This is a genomic window from Acinetobacter sp. 1124_18A (genome assembly GCF_052824995.1).
Window position 1 is genome coordinate 265223 of record NZ_VTDF01000002.1, and the last position, 21431, is coordinate 286653.

The following is a 21431-nucleotide window of genomic DNA, read 5'->3' on the forward strand; positions in this document are numbered from 1 at the left end:
CCTAAGCCTCCAATGTTTTTCGCACAGCTTGCTCAATACGCTCTACACTTGGAATCCATTCTTTTTCTAAAACTGGAGAGAATGGAACAGGCGTATGTGGTGGCGTTACGAGTTCAACAGGTGCTTTTAAATAATGGAAACCTTTTTGTGCAATCAATGCCGCAACATCATGACCAAAACCACAGCGCGCCGCTGATTCATCCACAATAACCACACGCCCTGTCGATGCGACAGACTCTAAAATCCCCTCTTCATCAAGAGGAGAAATTGTTCGAGGGTCTACCACTTCAACCGAAATGCCATCTTTTGCTAGCTTATCTGCCACTTCATTTGCACGGTGTACCATTAAACCTAAAGCAATAATGGTCACGTCTGTACCTTCTCGGGTGTAATTTGCTACACCAAAAGGAATGGTATAAGCATCATCTGGAACTTCACCTTTAATGTCATAGAGCATTTTGTGCTCACAGAACACTACAGGGTCATCATCTCGAATAGCCTGAATTAATAGCCCTTTCACATCATATGGGCTAGATGGAACCACTACTTTTAAGCCCGGAACCGCAGCAAATACGTTATATGGTGACTGAGAATGCTGAGCTGCCGCAGAAAAACCCGCGCCAATCATGCCACGTACAACCATTGGCGCTTTTGCTTTGCCACCGAACATATAACGGAATTTAGCGGCTTGGTTATAGAGCATGTCATGACACACGCCATAGAAATCCATAAACATTAAATCGGCAACAGGTCTCAAACCTGTCGCAGCAGCACCAGCGGCCATACCAATAATTGCAGACTCGGTAATTGGTGTATCAATAACACGTTCCGAACCAAACTCTGTCCACAAACCTTTAGTTACACCAAGCACACCACCGAAGCCTTCAAGCTCATTATCTTCGGTATTTTTACCACCATGACCACCGCGTACATCTTCACCCACCACAAACACAGTTGGGTCGCGGCGCATTTCTGATTCAATGGCTTCTTTAATCGCATTACGAAAACTTTTATTTGGCATCTTTACTATTCCTTTAGTAAGAGACATAGACGTCGGTAAGGAGTTGTTCTGGTTTTGGATATGCCGCAGCGCGAGCTTTAGCAACTGCATCATCAACGTTCGCCTTAGACACTGCATCAATCTCGTCTAATTTGGCTTCGTCAATTTTGCCTTTAACTTTTTCTCGGAAAATTTTCAAAGGGTCTTTATTTTCTTTAACGAAATCGACTTCCTCTTTTGAGCGAATGAGCCCTGGGTCACCTTCAAAATGTCCATAAAAACGGTTAGTAATCGTCTCAATAACACTTGGACCTTCGCCACGGCGTGCACGTTCAATGGCAGTTTGAGCCGCTTCATATACAGCAAAAAAATCGGTACCATCGACTTTAACTGCCGGCAAACCAAAACCTGCTGCACGACCAGCAATGTCCTTACTTCCTACCGCATAATCATGACCAGTACCTTCACCAAAACCGTTATTTTCGAAGACAAAAATCACAGGAAGTTTAAGTACGACAGCCATGTTCATCGCTTCGAAAGTAAGGCCTTGGTTTGAGCCACCATCACCTGTAAAAGATAGCCCGATACCGCCTGTCTTTAAGGTTTTAGCTGTTAACGCTGCACCAATTGCCAAAGGAGGTCCACCACCCACAATCCCGTTGGCGCCAAGCATGCCTTTGTCTAAATCGGCAATATGCATAGAACCGCCTTTTCCTCGGCACAGCCCATCATCTTTACCGAAAATTTCCAGCATCATGCCGTGAATGTCACAGCCTTTTGCAATACAGTGTCCATGGCCACGATGGGTTGAAGTGATATAGTCTTTGTCAGTTAGGTTTTCACAAATACCGACTGCTACAGCCTCTTCACCACTATATAAGTGAATAAAACCAGGAATATCACCATTGGTATTTTCTTCGTGAAGTCGATCTTCAAATTCACGAATATCACGCATGCTTTTATATGCTGCGAGTAATTGCTCTTCCGTTAATTGCATATCCTTTTCCTTTATTATCTTGATTTTAAAAATCAACCAAGTTTCAAGCGAAAATCTAATTCGCTATAAATAATTAAACTCAAATTTAATAATTGATCTATTAGACTAAAAAGTTTTTAATTAAAATAATTCCAATTAAATTATTAATTTCAAAAACTTAACCAGCAAAAATAATTTTAAATTTTTTTATAATTTTCATTTAGTTGAAAAACAAACCTTTAACCAACCTTTGTTGTTTTATAATATTCTCCACACCCTGTGTTTATAATTAATTGTGACTTATTAAGAAAATTTAAATTAGTCTTTAAATTAAATAGGCAGGAGTTTAAGTAAGTTTTAAATAAAATGGAATTATTAATATGGATTTTAAAAGACAAGTTGAAACTGGTATTAAATTACGGGGAGCTGATAAAGTCGCCCGCATTCCGATTAAAATTTTACCTACAGAAGAGTTACCTACTAAACCTGAATGGATTAGAGCAAAAATAACCGATTTTGAAGAAATCAAGCGCATAAAAAATTTACTGCGCCAACAGAAATTGCATAGTGTTTGCGAAGAAGCGGCATGCCCAAACTTACCTGAATGTTTTGGCGGAGGTACGGCAACATTTATGATTATGGGAGATATCTGTACTAGACGTTGCCCTTTCTGTGATGTAGCGCATGGCCGCCCAAAACCTTTAGATGAAAATGAACCTAAACATTTGGCAGAAACAGTAGCAAACTTAAATTTAAAATATGTAGTGATTACCTCTGTAGACCGCGATGATCTACACGATGGTGGCGCTGCTCATTTTGTAAAGTGCATTGAAGAGATCAGAAAACGCTGCCCAGAAACGTTGATTGAAATTTTGGTACCCGATTTTCGCGGTCGTTTAGAGACAGCTCTTTCGACTTTGAGTTTATCTCCTCCAGATGTGTTTAATCACAATATCGAAACTGTTCCGCGTTTATATAAAGCAATGCGTCCAGGCTCAGACTATCAACATTCACTAGAGTTACTAAAACGCTTTAAAGCATATTTTCCCGATATCAAAACCAAATCTGGTTTAATGGTTGGATTAGGAGAAATTGAAGCAGAAGTATTTGCCCTACTAAACGACTTAAAAGATTATCAAGTGGATCTTATTACCATTGGACAGTACTTGCAGCCTTCAAAGTCACATGCACCTATTCATCGATTTGTAAATTTACAAGAATTTGAAAGATATACGCGACATGGTAAACGGTTAAGTTTTAAAAATATCTGGAGTGCACCGATGGTCCGTTCCAGTTATTTTGCTGATCGACAATATTTTGGAGAAGACGTACCAAAACCTTTTAGTCGAAAAGATGTCTTATCTTAAAGATCATGTAATTAACAAAACTTATCCAATAGGCTAATGGTCAAGACTTATAAAAGTATTTAAGGTAAGGAGATAACGAGGAAATAGTACAATAAAAAAGTTATAACTGTTGAGCGGCTACGGATACGCCATTTCAATGATAAAGGAATTTCGATATGGATATGTCAGAACAATTATCATCGCCTTTTATAGATACTACGCCGTCTTTATTTCGGCCAGAAAAGTCATCTCATTCTCAATATTTAGGAAAAAAACCATCACTTGACCTTGAAGCGGCTCCGTTATTTGACCTAACCGAAGAATGGGAGCATTCATTATTTGGTCGTTCGATTCACGAGTGTCATCGCAACTTAATGCATATTGCTGAAGATGCCGATATGGCAATTGGTGTAACCGACCCTCATGGCACGCTACTTTGGACATGGAGTAGTTACCCAATGCGCTCATCGGCAGAGCAAGTCCACTTTGTTGAAGGTGGCCAGTGGTCTACTCAGGCAGTGGGACAAAATGCAATTGGTTTAGCACTAAATACTCATTCAGCTAACTGCGTTTACTCACACGAAAACCAAATGAATAGTGTAAGAGATTGGGTCTGTTATGCAGCACCGATTACCGATACACATACAGGTCAATTTTATGGGATTATGAATTTATCGACTAAATACCAAAAACATAATTCTCTTGGCCTTTTAGCTGTTGAGAGATGTGCTGATATTGTGAAGCAAGCAATTCAGCTTCATCAAAAAAATATTTTATACATTAAGGCCTTCGGCACACCTAAAGTTCAATATAACCAACACAGCCTGACACTCACTCAACGTCAGATTGAAATTCTATGCATTCTGACGCTTTGTCCTGAGGGAATTAACCTTGAAGAACTTCACTATGCTTTATATGGCGATCGGCCAGTAAGTACCACAACCTTAAAAGCAGAACTTTCTCAACTCAGAAACTTAATTCCAGATGTAATCCAGTCTCGCCCTTACAGACTTAACTGTGAAATTCAATGTGATTTCTTAATGGCAGAGCAAGCATTAAACCTAGGCTTCACATCGACTACCCTTACTCTCTATAGAGGAAGTTTTTTAGCTAAATCAGAAAGTCCATTTTTGTGTGCATGGAGAGACTGTTTTGATGCTCGCTTAAGTCATGTGATTTATCAGATTGAAGATGTTGATCAATTATTACGAGTGGTCAGTCGTGTGCCAGACCGCGTAGATGCAGTTGAACGTTTACTTGAATTATTACCCGAAGAAACGCCTTATCGAACAAAACTGTTAAAACTACTCGAATAAAATAAAAGGGAGAATATCCATACGATATCCTCCCTTTTTTAAGATAAGATCAAGCAGAGGCTTGAAGCTGTACCTTATAACAATCGTCTAAGGCTAATTCATAATACCGCAGACCTTCTTCCGCGGCATGAAATGCTTTTTTCTGCCAGTCAGGACGATCATTACATAAACGCTTAATCAGCTCCATGGCTTCATAAGGATGAAGATCATCATAATGAGCATGCGCACGCAACCAAGCTAAAGAACGCTTATCAATCGTTACTTCAGGATGATCAGTATAGGTATGAATACCTTTATAGACCTGAATCGACCAATCACCTGTTGCCCATTCAATTGCCAGATTTGTTGCAGCAAGGCATTCTGCTAAATTACCGCGATGACTCATATTCCATAAGAAATGGTTCACCGCATTCATCGCAGCTGGTGGCCGCACGCTATCAAGCTGGTCTACAGTTAAACCAAAACCTCCAGCCCAATCGCGATACCATTTTAAGTGTCGCTCTTCTACCTTAATATTTTGGATTAACCAATCTCGTGCTTCTGTAACCCCAGGTTCAGAAAAACCTGTTGCTTTGCCCAACGCCCCAGCCATATATGACGGGAAATGTGCGACTAATGGATAGAAATTAAGTAAAGCATAACGGAAACTATTTAGGCTCAATCCCCCATTGGCCATTTCCGAAAAAAACGGATGTTTACTTACCCGTTCTTTCGCTGGTAGCAGGTCATCCCAGAACTGCTGTGACCATCCATTATGCGGTGTAATTTCTAAATGCATTCCATATTGATTTAGAGCAGTCATTGCTAATTTTCCTATTTATATGACAGCAATCATCTGTATTTCACGCTACAAGTCTATCCGAAAATGATAAAGATACAATCGTTAATCGACCATTTGTAACTTTTTTCGATGGATTACGACTCTTTAGATAATTGTTACGCTAATCATTGAAATGTCGTGATTTTTATCACATTTAACTTAGATAAAAATCATTACTTTTTTAAAAAAACTGTATTATTATTTTGAATAAATCACACATTATATAATCAATATTTTTAGATGGAACTTTACTAAAAATAAGTCTCATTTTATGACAACTTCCAATATAGAGAGCATTAATTATGAAGTTGCAGGGTTCCAATATATTGGGACAGGAACAAATAGATTTATTAACCACACGAGGATTAAATTTCGTCTGGTTTCCAAAGCAGCTTGAAACGATTTATCGTTTTCAATACCAAAATGGTGCTGCCTATGAGTTCCGCTATAGAGCGCCTATTATTTTAATATTATATATATTTTTAAGCTTTGGTATATATCAAGTTTTACCAACTGAACAAGTTTTACCCTGGTTTAGCTATTATTCTTGGGTGGGTTTAATTGTTCTTATCGCCTGGATTTTATCATTTATTAAAAAATTAAATCAGTACTTTGATTATTATGTAGGAGTCGGTTCAGCTTTAGCTGTGGCAATTACCTTTATTTTAATTAACGTCATTGAAAATGGCCAAGATAATGTTCTTTTTCATGCAGCGATGATGTATGCGATTGTGATTATCTATGGTGCGGTAGGTATGCGCTTTTATACCGCTATATTTTCTGGATGGATGGGCGGGCTTGTTGGAATTTTGGCAAGTCACTACTTAAATGGGGTGATCGACTGGACCTTCTTGAACCGAACTTATACCTTCAGTAGTTTCTTGGGAATGACTCTTGCCTATGCAACTGACCGCCAACATCGAGAAAACTACTTACAAAACTGCATGATTGAGCTGAATCGTATTGAACTCATGCAACAAGCCCAGCAATTATCTTTACTTTCCCAGCAAGATGCACTCACCGGTTTAGCCAATCGACGCTATCTAGATGAAACCCTTGATAACGAATGGCGCCGTGCTTTACGACATGAAACTCCCCTTACCATCATGATGGTCGATATTGATTATTTTAAATCTTACAATGACACTTTAGGACATCTAAAGGGTGATGAATGCTTAAAAGAAATCGCAATTGCTATTTCTTCTATTGCTGCCCGTAGTGGTGATTTAGTTGCTCGTTATGGCGGTGAAGAATTTTTACTATTATTTCCGATGACAAATGCTCAGCAAGCTTTGATCCAAGTTGAACGTTTAATGAATGCCATTAATAAAATTGCAATTGAGCACCCATGTAGTGATGTTTCACCACATGTCACCATTAGTGTTGGAGTTGCAACCACAATTCCTCGTCTAAACGATTCAATTTCTGCTTTTGTAACTCGTGCTGACCATGCTTTGTATAAAGCAAAAACTAATGGACGTAATCAATATAAAATTGCTGTAAACGAAGAACAAATTGTAGATTTAACTTAAAAAGTCAGACTTCGATTTGAAATGACTTTTGAATCATTATTATCTCTCTTGGCTTCTTTTATAGCTCCTTTGCTAATTAAAGTGACTAGAAATAAACAATTAGCTTTTCCATCCTTGGCAAAGCTAAAATGTAATTTAGAACCAGTACGTACAAAAACATCTTTTATTTAAATTTAAACCATCTGTTAAAAAATGACTTATATAAACTTAATAAATTTAGCGACATTCAATACATCAATATCCTGTTTTTAGATAATGAAAATTACGAGCTCTAGCCAATATAATATAGAAAAAATTCTACCTCATTAGAGACCACCCTTCAGCTTCTTCCAAAATTTAATTAAAAAATAAAACAATGAATTTTGTTCTATTCTTTGCGGTATATGAGAAATAGTTTCAGTCGAAAATGGTAAAATCGAAACAATATTCTCATGTATTGTTTCATAATTTGGATAGGCTTCTTTTTTTATTAATTCTATAATTTTTTGTATTTCATCAATGGATAAATTCAAAAACCTCTTAATTTCTTGAGCTGTTTTTGACTCAATAGATAATAAAGCACAAACTCTAGTGACATTAACAATCTGCTCTGCATGAATATTTTTAAAGTTTGGATAACAAACAAGCTTATAAAGAATTTTTGTCTCTAAATGATCTTTAGACACTATATTCTTGTTATTTATTATACGTTCTTGATGACTTATTTTAAAATATTCATTCTTCTCAATATCTTGTAAAATATTTAGAAGTTCCTGATATCTTATCGGTCTCTTCAAGCCATACTGATAGCCCTTTAAAAGCTCAGGATTATTACTTAATACGATCTTAATTTTTTTAGGAATAAGTATATTGGTATAACCACTATCTAAATCAATAATATGTATATCCGGATTATCTTCACTATATATCCAATTCCCCAAAAGATGGGATGACAAAGATAAGTCATGAATAACTTTTATCATTGCCTCTAAATTTTTAGGCAATAGCCTATCCTTTGACATACAGCCAATTCTATATGTGCACTGATTCATTGATATTTCCCCAATTTCAATGATGACTTTGAAAATTCTTTGTTTAAAGTAATAAAAATTTAAATATGTAATAAACTTATATAAAAGCAATTTAAGTAAATTAACTTTCAGTGATAAATATAAATATCGGGTGCAGTAAAAATTAACAAGATTTAATTACCAACATCTAGTAACGAATATACCAAAAAATAATTCGCAGAATATTATATTTATATAAATATTATAAGACAAGAGAATAATTTAAAATTTAATAAAACTAAATTTAATAAAAAAATAAAACCCCACATTTAAATTAAATATGGGGTTTTATTTACTATAATCAAAAATTATGACTATGGTTCAATTGGAGCAAATGGCGGAACAACATCTGCATTTTGAGCACGATGACGTAGGAAGTGATCCATTAAAACAATTGCTAACATTGCTTCTGCAATTGGTGTCGCACGTACACCTACGCATGGATCATGACGGCCTTTAGTCAACACATCTGTATCTTCACGATTTAAATTAATCGTTTTACCTGATGTTGTAATGCTTGCTGTTGGTTTTAGTGCAATAGCAACTCGAATGGACTGACCACTTGAGATACCGCCCAAAATCCCACCAGCATGATTCGCTAAAAAGCCATTACTGGTCAATTCATCACGTGTTTCATGACCAAACTGTCCAGCAACTGCAAAACCATCACCAATTTCAACACCTTTAACCGCATTAATACTCATCATCGCATGAGCAATGTCAGCATCTAAACGATCAAAAACAGGTTCACCCCAGCCTACAGGGACTTTTTCAGCTAAAATTTCTAGCTTTGCGCCGCAGCTTGTTCCTTGTTCACGCAAAGAAGTTACCAAGGCTTCAAAACGTGAAACAGCGTCTACATCACCACAGAAAAATGGATTATTCGGAACTTCATTCCAATCCAGTTTTTCGGCAACTTCATTACCAATTTGGGTAACATGACCACGAATCAAGACACCAAATTTTTCTGCTAAATATTTTTTAGCAATTGCACCCGCTGCAACACGCATAGCAGTTTCACGAGCACTTGAACGGCCACCGCCACGATAGTCACGGAAACCGTATTTTTGCGTATATGTATAGTCGGCATGGCCAGGTCTAAAAGTTTGGGCAATATTGCCATAATCTTTTGATTTCTGATCAGTATTCTCAATCAATAAACCAATTGGCGTGCCTGTCGTTCTACCTTCAAAAACACCTGAAATGATTTTAACTTGATCAGGCTCTTTACGTTGAGTTGCAAATTTAGAAGTGCCCGGTTTACGACGGTCAAGATCTTTTTGCAAGTCTTCTTCAGACAACTCAAGGCCCGGTGGTACACCATCAACAATGGCCATTAAGCCAACGCCATGAGACTCACCGCAAGTAGTTACACGAAAGAGTTGTCCAATAGTATTCCCTGCCATATGCCCAACTCCTTATATTTGCTCTTCAAATAGTTTTCTATAACGGCGACATTGTTCAGCAGTCAAAGCAAAAATACCTGAACCACCTTTTTGGAAAGTAAGCCAGTTGAAATCAATCGTATTAAAGTTCTGACGCATTGACCATTCAGAATTACCCACTTCAATGACAATAAGGCCATCTTCAGTTAAGTAATCTGCCGCTTGTGCAAGCATTTTACGAACTAAGTCTAAACCATCTTGGCCTGCTGCCAATGCAAGTTCAGGCTCATGTAAAAATTCTTCTGGTAAGTCAGCCATATCTTCAGCATCGACATACGGCGGATTACTTACAATTAAATCATACTGATTTTCAGCTGGAATCTTGGCGAATAGATCTGACTCAAGCAAGGCAACTTGATATTGCTTATTGTGGTGTTCAGTATTAATTGAAGCAACTTCTAGAGCTTCTTTCGAGATGTCTGTTGCATCTATCTCAGCGTCTGGATATGCATAAGCCAAAGCAACCGCAATACATCCAGAACCTGTACACATATCTAAAATACGGTGTGGAGTTTTAGGTTTTTCATTTTCTGGCAAATTATTGAGAGCTTCGCGCATTTGACCATTTTCATCTAAACAATATGGTGCAAAACGTTGCTCAATTAATTCTGCAATTGGTGAACGTGGAATGAGTACACGTTCATCTACATAGAATGGCTTATTAAAGAAATAAGCAAGATTTAGTAAATAAGATGTTGGAATACGGTCATTGATACGGCGTTCCAATAAGCTTAAAAATTCTGCTTTTTCGCTTGGTAATAACTTCGCATCTAGAATTTCTGCGTCTGCTGACCATTCAAGAGATAAGGTTTGTAAAACTAATGCAGAGCTTTCTGCAAAATAATCTTCAGTACCTTGTCCTAAATGTGCATCATGTTGACGTAATGCTGATACCCCAAAACGAATAAAATCTCGAATTGTTGATAAATTTTCAGCCGCTTCCTGTAAATTTTCAGGGCTAATCGTCGGTCGCTCCACTTAGGCGTCTCCAAAGGCAAATTTTGCAAAGTGACTATTCTACTGAGTGAGGTACAGCAAAGCAACGCTTTGCCCTGTGAACTGGAGTTTTACACACCTATCTCAAACAATCACAAGTTAAAATCAGAATACTTTGTTTTAATTATAAAATAATGAAATTTAATTTAGATGTTCAAAACAAAAAGCGGCCTTTAAATGATGAGCCGCTTTTCGAGTTTATTTGGCTTAAAGCTTAAGTTTTTCGGCAACATAATCAGAGTCTTTATCCCCACGCCCCGATAGGTTCACCACAATCATGGTTTCTTTCGCTAATTGGGGAGCCTCACGAATTGCCCATGCAACAGCATGTGAACTTTCAAGCGCAGGAACAATGCCTTCAACACGAGAAAGTGTCATAAAAGCATCTAAGCATTCTTGGTCAGTGGCGGTACTATATTCAACACGACCTAAATCTTTTAAAAAACTGTGTTGGGGGCCAACGCCTGGATAGTCTAATCCTGAAGCAATAGAATGCACAGGTAAAGGTTCACCTTCCTCATTTTCAAGGACATAACACGCCATACCATGAATTTGACTTGGCCTGCCTAAAGTTAGTGTTGCCGAATGCATATTGGTGTCTAAACCATGTCCAGCCGGTTCAACGCCTACTAGTTTTACGTCTGAGTCATTTAAAAATGCAGTAAATGCGCCTATCGCATTTGAACCACCGCCGACACATGCCACAACATAATCGGGGCTTTTCCCAAATCGCTGATGCGTTTGATCTTTAATTTCATTGCCAATAATTGATTGAAAATCACGTACCATTTTAGGGAATGGATGTGGACCCACAACAGAACCAATCGCATAGATAAAGTTTTTTGGGTCTTTTAAATATTCTTCAAATGCACTATCTACAGCATCTTTTAATGTTGCTGTACCACGAGTTACCGCAACCAAATGAGCACCCAAAATTCTCATTTTGACGACATTAGGATGCTCTTTTTCAATATCTACTTGCCCCATGTGAATTTCACACGGAATCCCCACTAATGCACAAGCGGTTGCCAAAGCAACGCCATGCTGACCAGCACCTGTTTCAGCAATAACTTTCTTTTTGCCCATATATTTAGCAAGTAAAGCTTCACCTAAACAGTGATTGATTTTATGTGCACCCGTATGATTTAAGTCTTCACGCTTTAAATAAATTTGTGCACCGCCTAACTGTTCAGAAAGACGCTTCGCATGAAATAAAGGACTTGGACGGCCTACATAATTCGTAAAGAGATCTGCCAATTCATTTTTAAACTCAGGGGTATGACGAATTTCTTCATAGGCAACATTAATTTCATCCATTGCCTCTTTTAAATGTGGAGGGATGAACTGTCCGCCATATTCACCAAAAAATCCTTGTTCATTCGGCAAAGCAATACCGTTAATTTGATGTTGCATGTCATCTCTCTTTTTAAATTATTAAAGTTATTAAGCTTATCGAGAAAGGTAGCGAGTCATATCTTCAATGCCCTTTAGTGTCATTGGATACATATGATTTTCAAAAATCTCTTTAATCCAACCAATAGTTTGAGTGTAATGCCAATACCCTTCTGTTTCAGGGTTTAACCACGCTGTTTTATCAAAATGTTGACTTAGGCGACGTAACCAAACCTCGCCTGTTTCATCATTCATATATTCAACCGAGCCACCCACCGATTTCAACTCATACGGTGCCATACTGGCATCACCCACTACAATTACACGATAGTCGCGTCCATAGGTGTGAAACAGGTCCCATGTATTCATACGGGTTGCTGTTCTGCGGTAGTTATCTTTCCAAACATAGTCATAAAGACAATTATGAAAATAGAAGTACTCAAGTGTTTTAAACTCACTTTTAGCGGCACTAAAGAGTTTTTCGCATTGAGCAATATGAGCATCCATAGAGCCGCCTACATCAAACAACATCAGCACTTTTATTCGATTTCGACGCTCAGGTACCATTTGAACATCAAGAATACCTTGCTTAGCTGTTTCACGGATTGTACCGTCAACGTCCAACTCTTCAGCTGCACCTTGACGGGCAAATTTGCGTAAACGTCGTAAAGCAATTTGCATCTGACGAGTACCAAGAACTTGGTCATCATCCAGATTTTGATATTTACGCTGTTCCCAGACTTTTACAGCCGAACGTTTACGCCCTGGCCCACCAATTCGTACACCTTCAGGATGATCTCCAAAGGCCCCAAAAGGTGAAGTACCGCCAGTACCCACCATGCGGTTACCACCCTGATGTTTTTTATGCTGTTCGCGTAACCGCTCTTCCAGCATTTTCATCAGTTCTTCTAAGGAACCTGCTTTTTGGAGTTCTGCCCGTTGTTCAGGAGTTAAATGCTTTTCTAGAAGTTCTAAATCAAACCAGTCTTTTGGCAACTTATGAACTTGCTTGAGTAACTCGTCCAGATCAAAGTTTTCAATACCATCAAAGTAATCTTTCATGGCACGATCGAACTTGTCAAAAAAGCGCTCATCTTTAACTAAAATTGTTTTAGCAAGTTGATAAAACTCTTCTTGATCGGCAAAAACTAAACCTTCACTTACTGCACGGTTTAAGTCAATAAGTTCACGAGTTGTAACTGGAACACCGTATTTACGTAAGGTGTAAAATAACCGCACAAACATGGGTTATTCCCTCCTTTAACGTCGAGACATGAAAGCCAAACGTTCGAGGAGTTGCACATCCTGCTCATTTTTGATCAGCGCACCATATAAAGGTGGAATCGCTTTAGATGTATCTCGATTGCGTAATACATCTTCTGGCATATCGTCTGCCATGAGCAAGCTTAACCAATCAATTAACTCAGAGGTTGATGGTGGTTTCTTCAAATTAGGAATTTCACGTAGTTTAAAGAAAACCTGTAAAGCTTCGTTTACTAGTGTTGCAGAGATATTTGGGAAATGAACCGCAATGATTTCTCGCATTGTAGCTTCATCTGGAAACTCGATGTAATGAAAGAAACAACGACGTAAGAAAGCATCTGGCAATTCTTTTTCATTATTCGAAGTAATAATTACAATTGGGCGCTGTGTTGCCGTAATGGTTTCACTCGTTTCATAGACATAGAAAGACATTTTATCAAGTTCATGCAACAAGTCATTTGGAAACTCAATATCGGCTTTGTCAATTTCATCAATTAACAATACACAACGTTCTTCACTCGTGAAAGCTTCCCACAATTTACCGGGTTTAATATAGTTCTTAATATCGTAAACACGATCATCACCCAACTGGCTGTCTCGTAAACGAGAAACAGCATCATATTCATACAACCCTTGCTGTGCTTTGGTTGTCGATTTAATATGCCAAGTAATGAGTTTTAAGCCCAAGCTTTGTGCTACTTGCTCAGCAAGTAAAGTTTTACCCGTACCAGGTTCACCTTTAATCAGTAAAGGCTTTTGTAAAGCACGAGCTGCTTTTACAGCGAGCTTAAGACTATCAGTCGCGATATATTGATCTGTACCGGTAAAATGTTGGGTATCAGCAGACATGTAAAGACCTTATTTTTCTATTTCAATGGTTAGATGGAACGCATGCTTTTGTTCATTGAATATTTTGACCAACAATATCCAATCACCAAACCTAGACCAACTACAAACAGAATTAAAGATAAATTTGACCAGATTAGAGGGCTATCTTTGGTTAAAACACCAAATAGTAGTCCAAAAATAGCTGGTGCTACCGATGCATTCGGCCCTTCAGACACTGTTGGTGTAACTAAAATAGCAAAGACAATAAGCCAGCTAATTGCACCAAAAGTTGTAGGAAGGCGACGCATTAATCGCCACCAACACCATAAAGCAATAATAGCGCCTATTCCATAAACTGTTAAAGCAATAACACCTTCAGGAACAACATCCAAAAAAGAGAATAATTGATTCATTATTCCAGTTTGATCTTCACGCACCACGTAAGCCCTCTGGTTCAACCGCATTTGGGTTAATTAACCCTTCTGGCGGCATCTGAATAAAGAAACCTTTTGTTTGTAATGAGTCTAAAACATGTAAAACATTAGCACGCGCCAATTTACGTGTTGGAGCTAATTCTAAATGCATGACAAACGTTGCACGACCAAACGCTTGTACAACAGCTTCAGGAATATTTTCAAACGGATCAGCTTGTTCCGCATCGTCAGGATAGTTTGGACGAGCAATATACATGTACATTTCATCTTTTTTGCTCGATCTATAAATATCACAGTGCATTTCAAATCAACTCTTGAACTAAGGACAGCATACATTAAAAAAAACGACTCACACACGCAGGTTTGTTTACGCATCAGTCGTTTTTTTAATTCTCGGGAAATATTAACCTACAACATTGATTAAGGTCGATAATAACTTTGTTCCAGATAAAAGCTGGCTACCACAGTAAATTAACAAATATTTGATTTAAAACAATAAATATAATTATCATTTTTAATAAAATAAAAACAATTTTAGAAAAAAATAAGAAATCGTTCGTTATTGAGTATTTTTTGTAATCTACTTCTAATACTTTCGCCCTTTAATGCTATGAAATTTATCACATTAAACTTAAATATTATCTTTTTTAAATTCACATTTAAGTCAAACTTCTAACCACTTACTACACATTAGCAGACATTACTTAACTGATTTAAATTCTCAATATGTTTCAATAATAAATATCTAAATCATAGATATGGAGGATGAACTTATGCCTCGCGGTGATAAAACAGCTTACACCACAAAGCAAAAACGTCAGGCTAAACATATTGTTGAGAGTGAAGTAGATAGAGGTCATTCTCAAGAAGAAGCTGAACGAATTGCTTGGTCTACTGTCAATAAACAAGATGGTGGCGGTAAGAAAAAGTCTCACTAAAACAAACGTTGAATACTTCTTTAGCTAGGGCTAAAGAAGTATTTTTATCAAAAATGAATGAATGGTGTTTAGAAAACTCGAGAGCTTTTTATATAGTCATCGCTTACTTGATTTAAGGCATTCAAAATAGCGCTATCATCTTGGCTTAACAGAGCTTTATTAAGGCATTCCATATAGCCTATAAGCATAGTCTTAGAGGTGTTGGCAAATTCAGAGGTTACTGCTTCATCTTCATATAAGATCACGTAGCTACGTGCAAAACCATAGATTAAATAGACGGCTGCTTTTTCTTTTGTATTTTGAGATTCTTTAAGAGACTGTTCACAAGCATTTTTTAAGTCTTTAAATGCATCTGTACCAGTAGATTGATTTTTGAAAGATAAAAGTATTGTTTGGAAGTTCATATCCATATTCCACTCAAAAAGTAAAGCTACAGAAGATGATAGAACCTGTCAAATAATATCCTGATTAATATAAGTTTAATTGTAAATAAATTTATATTGATTTCCCCTGAATTACGAAAAAATCATGCAACAAAAAACCACCCTTGTTTTAAGGGCGGTTTGGTTAAAACGTATCAATAATTAGAAGCTTATTTCTAGCGTTATAGTAGTACCCGAGTGCTCAATATCAGTTGAGACATTAAACCCTCTGTTTTTAAGCTCTTCTTCAACCAGTGTAAGATGATCAGGGCTTATGGCATCAACAGGAAACCAGAAAGTTGCTTTTCGCTTCCCTTCCTTAGATTCAGACTCAGTACCAGTTAAAATTTTTTCCAATATAACTTCTTGGTTTATTTTAAAGTTTTTAGCATTTTGACGCGCTTGTTCAGCATTAAAGTTGTTAAGCATATTTATCTCTCTAATTATTAATTTATCTAAGTTTATAGCATAAAAAGACTATATAAGTTTTAGTGTTGTGTAGTTAAAACCAATCAAAAATAGAAGCTTATTGATTAAATAACTTTTCTACCCATTCAATAAATTTTCTAGCATTTCTATTTTTAAAATCTTCCTTATTTGGAATGTAGTAACACAGCTCTGATTGAATAGATTTCGTTTTCAACTCCTGTAAAAGATTCGCCTTAACGAACCTACGGGTAAGTGTAGCGGAACAAAATACTAATCCATTGGCAGATAAAGCCTCATGTATGCCAAAAATTTCCTGATCAAATTTCTTAATTCTCACCCTCTGTTGGTCCCATCCATTCACCTCAAGCCACGTCTCTAATGGTGGACTTGGTAATGCTTTATTTTTCCATTCTGTGGTGAATAACGTTATTGGCTCACTCGTATCTTTAATCAGAGCAAGTTTAGATGCACCAAATACATTAAAAGACTCATATTTAAGGACATCTTTAGAAGGTACTGAAGATACATCACCATATCGAATAGGCAATGTATATAAGTGACCTTCTAAAGCTTCACCTGTAGAGAATTCAACTGAGATATCGGGGTGCAATTGATAAAATTCATTTATAGAAGGGATTAACAGCATTGCAGCGAGTGAAGATGTACTAGCCACTCTCACTACATCTCCATTTACTGTTATTTCATCTAATGCATCTTCAATTTTACGAAACCCTTCAGAAATTGCCCCTGCAAGTCTCTCTCCGGTGGTTGTAAGTGTTATTTTTCTTACTTGTCGATGAAACAAATCAACATTTAGCCTACTTTCAAGATTGGCAATATGATGTGAAATTGCAGTCGGTGTTAGCGAAAGTTCTTCAGCAGCTAATTTAAAACTCCCCAATCGAGCAGCTGATTCAAATGCCTTAAGTGCTTGCAAAGAGACTTGCATGCTTTCTCCAAAGTTATATTTATAGGTGAACTAAACTCATCTATAAATGTAATTTTCTCGTTTGTCTACTTATCTTTTAAAACTCAAAATAAATTAAACCTTAACTTTTTTGGAATTTATGATGAGTAAAATATTACATATAGATGCTAGTGTAAGAGCTGCGATTAACCCCAATCCAAACCATAATTCGATTTCTAAAAATATTGCCAGCCGATTGGTCAGCTCATGGAAAAAGCAACTGGCTATAGATGAGTATATCTATCGTGATGTAGGAATGAATCCGCCACCATTTATTACTCAAGACTGGATTGATGCTGTATTCACACCTGAAAATAAAAGAACTCAAGCTCAATGTGATGTTTTATCTATATCAGATCAGTTAATAGCGGAAGTTTCGAGTTCAGATATCATTTTAATTTCTTCCCCTATGTACAATTATGGTATGCCTGCTCAACTTAAAGCGTGGTTCGACCAAATTATTCGGATTAATAAAACATTTGATTTTGATCTTGCTCGAGGAGACTTTCCTTTAGAACCGCTTCTATCTGGAAAAATTTTAATCATTATCACCTCTAGTGGAGAGTTTGGTTTTGAGAAAGAAGGCATCCGCCATCACATGAATCATCTTGTACCTCACCTTCGCACGCTCAGCAAATATTTAGGCGTAGAGAAAATTTATGAAATTGCTTCAGAATATCAAGAATTTGGAGATGAACGACATATAAAATCATTAGAAAATGCTTTTCAAAAAGCTGAGAAACTCGTAGCTGAACTTTCCGCTTCATATACAGAAAGTCAGTAAAATATGAACCTTAATTTTTAAAATTTAATAAGCTACTGATAATCTTAACTAAGCTGTCTTATTAAAAATAAAAAGCCAACCCAATTGGGTTGGCTTTTTTATTTCTGCACCGAAACTAACTTATAGTTATATATTATTTATATTGAAATTGTTTTTCTTGTATCCAAGAATATACAGACCTGTATGTTTAATCAATTGAATTTTTCTCATTGAATCAGTTAATTTAATTCATTATCACTTTTACAAATTAAAACCTCTTCAATTCATCACTTTACTAGCTTTTAAAATAAGTTCATTATTTAGCGAAACTAATATAAGTATTTACTTTGTTAACTATTAACATTGAATATCTTTTATTTATAAATAAAAACTACTCAATTTAAATTATTTACTACTCTTAATTAAAAAAGCCCATCACAAAGATGAGCTTTTAAATTTTAACGATCACATCATTTTAACTAGATAGACTTTCTTTTTCTTCTTGAAATAACTGAATTAATGGTTGAGTTAATAGCTCATAACGCCAACCCAATAAATAATCAGGTAAATCTTGTTCATCCCCTTGAGAAAGAACATGCTGATGAATTGCATTTAGCCATTTCTTTCTAAGTAATACTTCTTTAGGAATAGAAGTTTCACTTATTGCATGGGCAAGTACCATATCCATTTTGTGTAGAGTTTCTTTAGATGTTACTTTAAAAGGTTTGGCAATTCTTGTTGGCCATTCGCTTTCATTCGGTAAATCTTTAAGTAATTCTAAAATAGTTTTTCCATATTCACGGACTACATTTGGGCGAATATCTTTAACTTGCGAAAGTTGAAAACTATTACGTGGATTCTTTTCAACCATATCAATCATGGTTGAATTTCTAAGAATAAAACTGCGTGGCTGATTTGTCGCTTTAACAATGTATTCACGCCATTGACTTAAATTTTGTAGTTGCATCAATTGACGGCGCGAATGACGATAATTACCGACATCGCTATAGAGTAACTCTGTTGGTGTTTCACTAATAATTTCTTTAGTTAAACTTCTACAATCTTCAAGAACGTAGTTATAGAGTCCTTTCTGCTTAAGCTGTTCTTGAATATGATGCGCTAACTTCATTATATATAGAACGTCATTTGCGGCATAACAGAGTTGCTGAGGTGATAAAGGCCGAGCCAACCAATCAGATCTTGTTTGATCTTTTTCAATGTCAATGTCGAGGCAAAGCTTTAAAGCACCTTGGTAACTTACTTGCAAACCATGGCCTAAGAAAGAAAGCCCTACTTGAGTATCAAACACATTAAGCAGATCTTCTTGATCAGCGTAATGATAGATTAAATCGATGTCTTCCCCACATGCGTGAAAAATGTTCTGCTGTGCGAGAAATATTTTGTCCCAAAACTGACTTAGATCTAATGAAACACCATCCAACAGATAAACATTGCCATTTACATTGACTTGGCATACTCCAAGTTTAGGCCAGAGTGTGTCAACCTTAATAAATTCTGTATCAAGTCCATATATTGAACATTGATCCATTTTTTGAAGAACATCAACCAAATCGGTTTGCTGTTGGATAAACTGAAACATGCTTTCTCAAGTAAATGCAAAGAGTGCTTAGAACTCTGGTATATATAACATAGAAGTAAGAAATTACCACTTAAACCTTTTTGAATACTCTATTTTTGAACAATTTTTCGAAAATAGATAATTTTTTGATCTTTTATTTATACTTTTAAAGTTAACTCCAAATATGTGTTTTTAAAAATCTATCAGATCTTTTTCATTCTTATGTGTTTTCATATTTTATTTAAAAGATCTTTTTAAATTAAAGACAAAATAGTATTTGCCTTTTATAGTTAAATTAATAAATTTAATTCAATTTTATATAGCATTAATGAAACAAGCATCGAAATGCTTATTTCATTCTCATGCGGTTATGAACTGCCTGACTTAAGGTATGGCTATCTACATACTCAAGTTCACCACCTTGCGGTACGCCTTGAGCAATACGTGTCATTTGTATAGGTAAATGCTTAGTCGCCTCTACCAAATAATGAGCAGTCGCCTGTCCTTCTACAGTCGCATTTGTTGCCAAAATCACCTCTTCAATAGAACCTTGGCTTAAACGCTGAATCAGATAAGGAATACCAATTTCTTCTGGGCCAATACCGTCTAAGGGTGAAAGATGCCCGCCTAAAACATGATATTTACCACGGAAACTTCCGCTTTGCTCAATCGCCATGACATCTGCTGGTGATTCAACTACACATAGTAGTTGATCTTCTCGGTCAGTTGAGGCGCAAATATCACAAATTTCATGTTCAGTTAGAGAATGACAAACGCTGCACTCATGAATATAACTTGAAGCTTCATGTAGAGCATGGGCTAATGCAAACGCGCCTTCTCGATTTTTCATCAAAAGATGTAATGCCATACGTTGAGCCGACTTCGGACCAACGCTAGGCAATATACGTAAAGCTTGAACGAGTTGTTCAAATCTATCGCTAAACACAGAATTTCCTTAGAACATGCCCGCTAAGCCAGGTGGCAAGCCCATACCAGAATTTGCTTTTTGCATTTTTTCTTCTGAAATAACTTCAGCTTGACGTACAGCATCGTTTACCGCTGCAGCAATCAAGTCTTCAATCATATCTGGTTCATCTTGAAGTAATTCAGGGTTAATTTCGATACGTTTTACAAGATAGCGACCATTCATGGTTACTTTAACCAAACCACCACCAGCTTCTGCTTGGACTTCAGTTTGAGCAAGCTCTTCTTTCGCCTTTTTTATATTTGTTTCCATATCTTTTTGCATGCGCTGCGCTTGCTGCATGAGCATATTGATATTCATAACTTTACTCCGTATCTCTATCAAATCTTTAAAGTATTATTCGTTATCTGGTAATACTTTATAAAAACTCAATCTCATTGAACCAACCCATGTGATTAAAATCCATACAGATTAGTGCATTGAACTCAAATTAATCCGTAATTCTGACACAATAGACTAATGTTTTCTATCAGTATCTCTAGCTCTATTTTACGTAGCTACATGAATAGCATGGTTAAACCTAGACACACTTCATAAATGCCTAAATATTTACATTCAAGTCTTATAAAAATTTAGATCACTATCGAGATGCCTGTAACCCTTTATCAATTGTTTTGTATTCACTTAGAGGAACTTTCTTAAAGGAAGTATTTGCTTCTTGAATAGATTTATCTGCTTCTTGCACAGACTTCTCTGCATTGTTAATCAATAAGGTTGTTTCATTTGCTGGGTTCTGATTCGGTTTGGTCAGCAATTTGTATCCAACTACCCCGATTACCCCCACCACAACAACGATAGCAATAGGCTTAAGCATTTTAAAACTCACATTTCTTTTAATTAAATTTAAAGTCTTTATACCCTGTGCTCTAAGCTCTCATTTAAACAAAAATGTAGGTTTTTTATTGCAATTCTGAAAATTGGGTAACATTTAAATATAAAAAACCATCTCGA

The 21431-nt window shown here is 36.5% G+C and carries 23 protein-coding genes; 5 read left to right on the plus strand and 18 right to left on the minus strand.

The window, feature by feature from the left end; translation table 11 throughout:
- Position 1: 1 nt before the first annotated feature.
- Positions 2–1021 carry an alpha-ketoacid dehydrogenase subunit beta gene (locus tag FY048_RS05690; RefSeq protein WP_032054979.1) on the minus strand — a complete coding sequence of 340 codons (1020 nt, stop codon included), beginning with the start codon at positions 1019–1021 and terminating at the stop codon, positions 2–4.
- A 13-nt stretch (positions 1022–1034) separates the two neighbouring features.
- Positions 1035–1997, minus strand: a complete 963-nt coding sequence (locus FY048_RS05695; RefSeq protein WP_003651635.1) for a thiamine pyrophosphate-dependent dehydrogenase E1 component subunit alpha — start codon at positions 1995–1997, stop codon at positions 1035–1037.
- Between the two features lie 359 nt (positions 1998–2356).
- On the opposite strand from FY048_RS05695, the gene lipA reads away from it, so the two are divergent.
- Together lipA and FY048_RS05705 are read left to right on the plus strand one after the other, a co-directional pair.
- Complete coding sequence (gene lipA / locus FY048_RS05700) at positions 2357–3343, plus strand: lipoyl synthase (protein ID WP_446090474.1); 987 nt, start codon at positions 2357–2359, stop codon at positions 3341–3343.
- A 155-nt stretch (positions 3344–3498) separates the two neighbouring features.
- Positions 3499–4638 carry a transcriptional regulator gene (locus FY048_RS05705; protein ID WP_446090475.1) on the plus strand — a complete coding sequence of 380 codons (1140 nt, stop codon included), beginning with the start codon at positions 3499–3501 and terminating at the stop codon, positions 4636–4638.
- Between the two features lie 49 nt (positions 4639–4687).
- Here the strand turns inward: FY048_RS05705 and FY048_RS05710 are convergent, their stop codons facing one another.
- Complete coding sequence (locus FY048_RS05710; RefSeq protein WP_446090476.1) at positions 4688–5440, minus strand: TenA family transcriptional regulator; 753 nt, start codon at positions 5438–5440, stop codon at positions 4688–4690.
- A gap of 320 nt (positions 5441–5760) precedes the next feature.
- On the opposite strand from FY048_RS05710, the gene FY048_RS05715 reads away from it, so the two are divergent.
- Positions 5761–6990 carry a GGDEF domain-containing protein gene (locus FY048_RS05715; RefSeq protein WP_446090477.1) on the plus strand — a complete coding sequence of 410 codons (1230 nt, stop codon included), beginning with the start codon at positions 5761–5763 and terminating at the stop codon, positions 6988–6990.
- Positions 6991–7295: 305 nt separating this feature from the next.
- On the opposite strand, the gene FY048_RS05720 is transcribed toward FY048_RS05715, so the two are convergent.
- From FY048_RS05720 to FY048_RS05755, 8 genes are all read right to left on the minus strand, one after another.
- Positions 7296–8021, minus strand: coding sequence for a hypothetical protein (locus tag FY048_RS05720; RefSeq protein WP_446090478.1), 726 nt, complete (start codon positions 8019–8021; stop codon positions 7296–7298).
- Positions 8022–8353: 332 nt separating this feature from the next.
- Positions 8354–9445, minus strand: coding sequence for a chorismate synthase (gene aroC, locus FY048_RS05725; RefSeq protein WP_446090479.1), 1092 nt, complete (start codon positions 9443–9445; stop codon positions 8354–8356).
- 12 nt (positions 9446–9457) lie between these two features.
- Positions 9458–10462 carry a 50S ribosomal protein L3 N(5)-glutamine methyltransferase gene (gene prmB / locus FY048_RS05730; protein ID WP_446090480.1) on the minus strand — a complete coding sequence of 335 codons (1005 nt, stop codon included), beginning with the start codon at positions 10460–10462 and terminating at the stop codon, positions 9458–9460.
- Between the two features lie 225 nt (positions 10463–10687).
- Positions 10688–11893, minus strand: a complete 1206-nt coding sequence (trpB, locus tag FY048_RS05735) for a tryptophan synthase subunit beta (protein WP_446090481.1) — start codon at positions 11891–11893, stop codon at positions 10688–10690.
- Between the two features lie 36 nt (positions 11894–11929).
- Positions 11930–13117, minus strand: a complete 1188-nt coding sequence (locus tag FY048_RS05740; RefSeq protein WP_446090482.1) for a vWA domain-containing protein — start codon at positions 13115–13117, stop codon at positions 11930–11932.
- Positions 13118–13132: 15 nt separating this feature from the next.
- Positions 13133–13984, minus strand: coding sequence for an AAA family ATPase (locus FY048_RS05745; RefSeq protein WP_069123222.1), 852 nt, complete (start codon positions 13982–13984; stop codon positions 13133–13135).
- A gap of 29 nt (positions 13985–14013) precedes the next feature.
- Positions 14014–14400 carry a hypothetical protein gene (locus FY048_RS05750; protein WP_446090483.1) on the minus strand — a complete coding sequence of 129 codons (387 nt, stop codon included), beginning with the start codon at positions 14398–14400 and terminating at the stop codon, positions 14014–14016.
- Positions 14393–14698: a YcgL domain-containing protein gene (locus FY048_RS05755; RefSeq protein WP_016138215.1), complete on the minus strand. Its 306-nt coding sequence runs from the start codon at positions 14696–14698 to the stop codon at positions 14393–14395. The genes FY048_RS05750 and FY048_RS05755 overlap by 8 nt, the downstream gene beginning before the upstream one ends.
- Before the next feature lie 472 nt (positions 14699–15170).
- Between FY048_RS05755 and FY048_RS05760 the strand changes: the two genes are divergently transcribed.
- The gene (locus tag FY048_RS05760; protein ID WP_016138216.1) at positions 15171–15335 is read left to right on the plus strand and encodes a hypothetical protein; all 165 of its coding nucleotides are present in this window, start codon (positions 15171–15173) and stop codon (positions 15333–15335) included.
- Between the two features lie 68 nt (positions 15336–15403).
- Here FY048_RS05760 and FY048_RS05765 read toward each other — a convergent pair whose 3' ends face one another.
- The 3 genes from FY048_RS05765 to FY048_RS05775 all read right to left on the minus strand — a co-directional run bounded on the left by FY048_RS05765 (position 15404) and on the right by FY048_RS05775 (position 17135).
- Positions 15404–15739, minus strand: coding sequence for a hypothetical protein (locus tag FY048_RS05765; RefSeq protein WP_446090484.1), 336 nt, complete (start codon positions 15737–15739; stop codon positions 15404–15406).
- A gap of 180 nt (positions 15740–15919) precedes the next feature.
- Positions 15920–16186 (minus strand): hypothetical protein, encoded by a 267-nt coding sequence (locus FY048_RS05770; protein WP_446090485.1) that lies wholly within the window; start codon positions 16184–16186, stop codon positions 15920–15922.
- A gap of 97 nt (positions 16187–16283) precedes the next feature.
- Positions 16284–17135 carry a LysR family transcriptional regulator gene (locus tag FY048_RS05775; protein ID WP_446090486.1) on the minus strand — a complete coding sequence of 284 codons (852 nt, stop codon included), beginning with the start codon at positions 17133–17135 and terminating at the stop codon, positions 16284–16286.
- Positions 17136–17253: 118 nt separating this feature from the next.
- Between FY048_RS05775 and FY048_RS05780 the strand changes: the two genes are divergently transcribed.
- A complete protein-coding gene (locus FY048_RS05780) occupies positions 17254–17937 on the plus strand; it encodes an FMN-dependent NADH-azoreductase (protein ID WP_446090487.1) in 684 nt (227 codons plus the stop codon).
- A 454-nt stretch (positions 17938–18391) separates the two neighbouring features.
- On the opposite strand, the gene FY048_RS05785 is transcribed toward FY048_RS05780, so the two are convergent.
- The 4 genes from FY048_RS05785 to FY048_RS05800 all read right to left on the minus strand — a co-directional run bounded on the left by FY048_RS05785 (position 18392) and on the right by FY048_RS05800 (position 21294).
- Positions 18392–19516 (minus strand): ribonuclease D, encoded by a 1125-nt coding sequence (locus tag FY048_RS05785; RefSeq protein ID WP_446090488.1) that lies wholly within the window; start codon positions 19514–19516, stop codon positions 18392–18394.
- Positions 19517–19844: 328 nt separating this feature from the next.
- Positions 19845–20441 carry a recombination mediator RecR gene (recR, locus tag FY048_RS05790; RefSeq protein ID WP_446090489.1) on the minus strand — a complete coding sequence of 199 codons (597 nt, stop codon included), beginning with the start codon at positions 20439–20441 and terminating at the stop codon, positions 19845–19847.
- A 9-nt stretch (positions 20442–20450) separates the two neighbouring features.
- Entirely contained in the window at positions 20451–20780 is a 330-nt protein-coding gene (locus tag FY048_RS05795) for a YbaB/EbfC family nucleoid-associated protein (RefSeq protein ID WP_004642711.1), read from the minus strand.
- Positions 20781–21060: 280 nt separating this feature from the next.
- Positions 21061–21294: a hypothetical protein gene (locus FY048_RS05800; protein WP_016138223.1), complete on the minus strand. Its 234-nt coding sequence runs from the start codon at positions 21292–21294 to the stop codon at positions 21061–21063.
- Between the last annotated feature and the right edge of the window lie 137 nt (positions 21295–21431).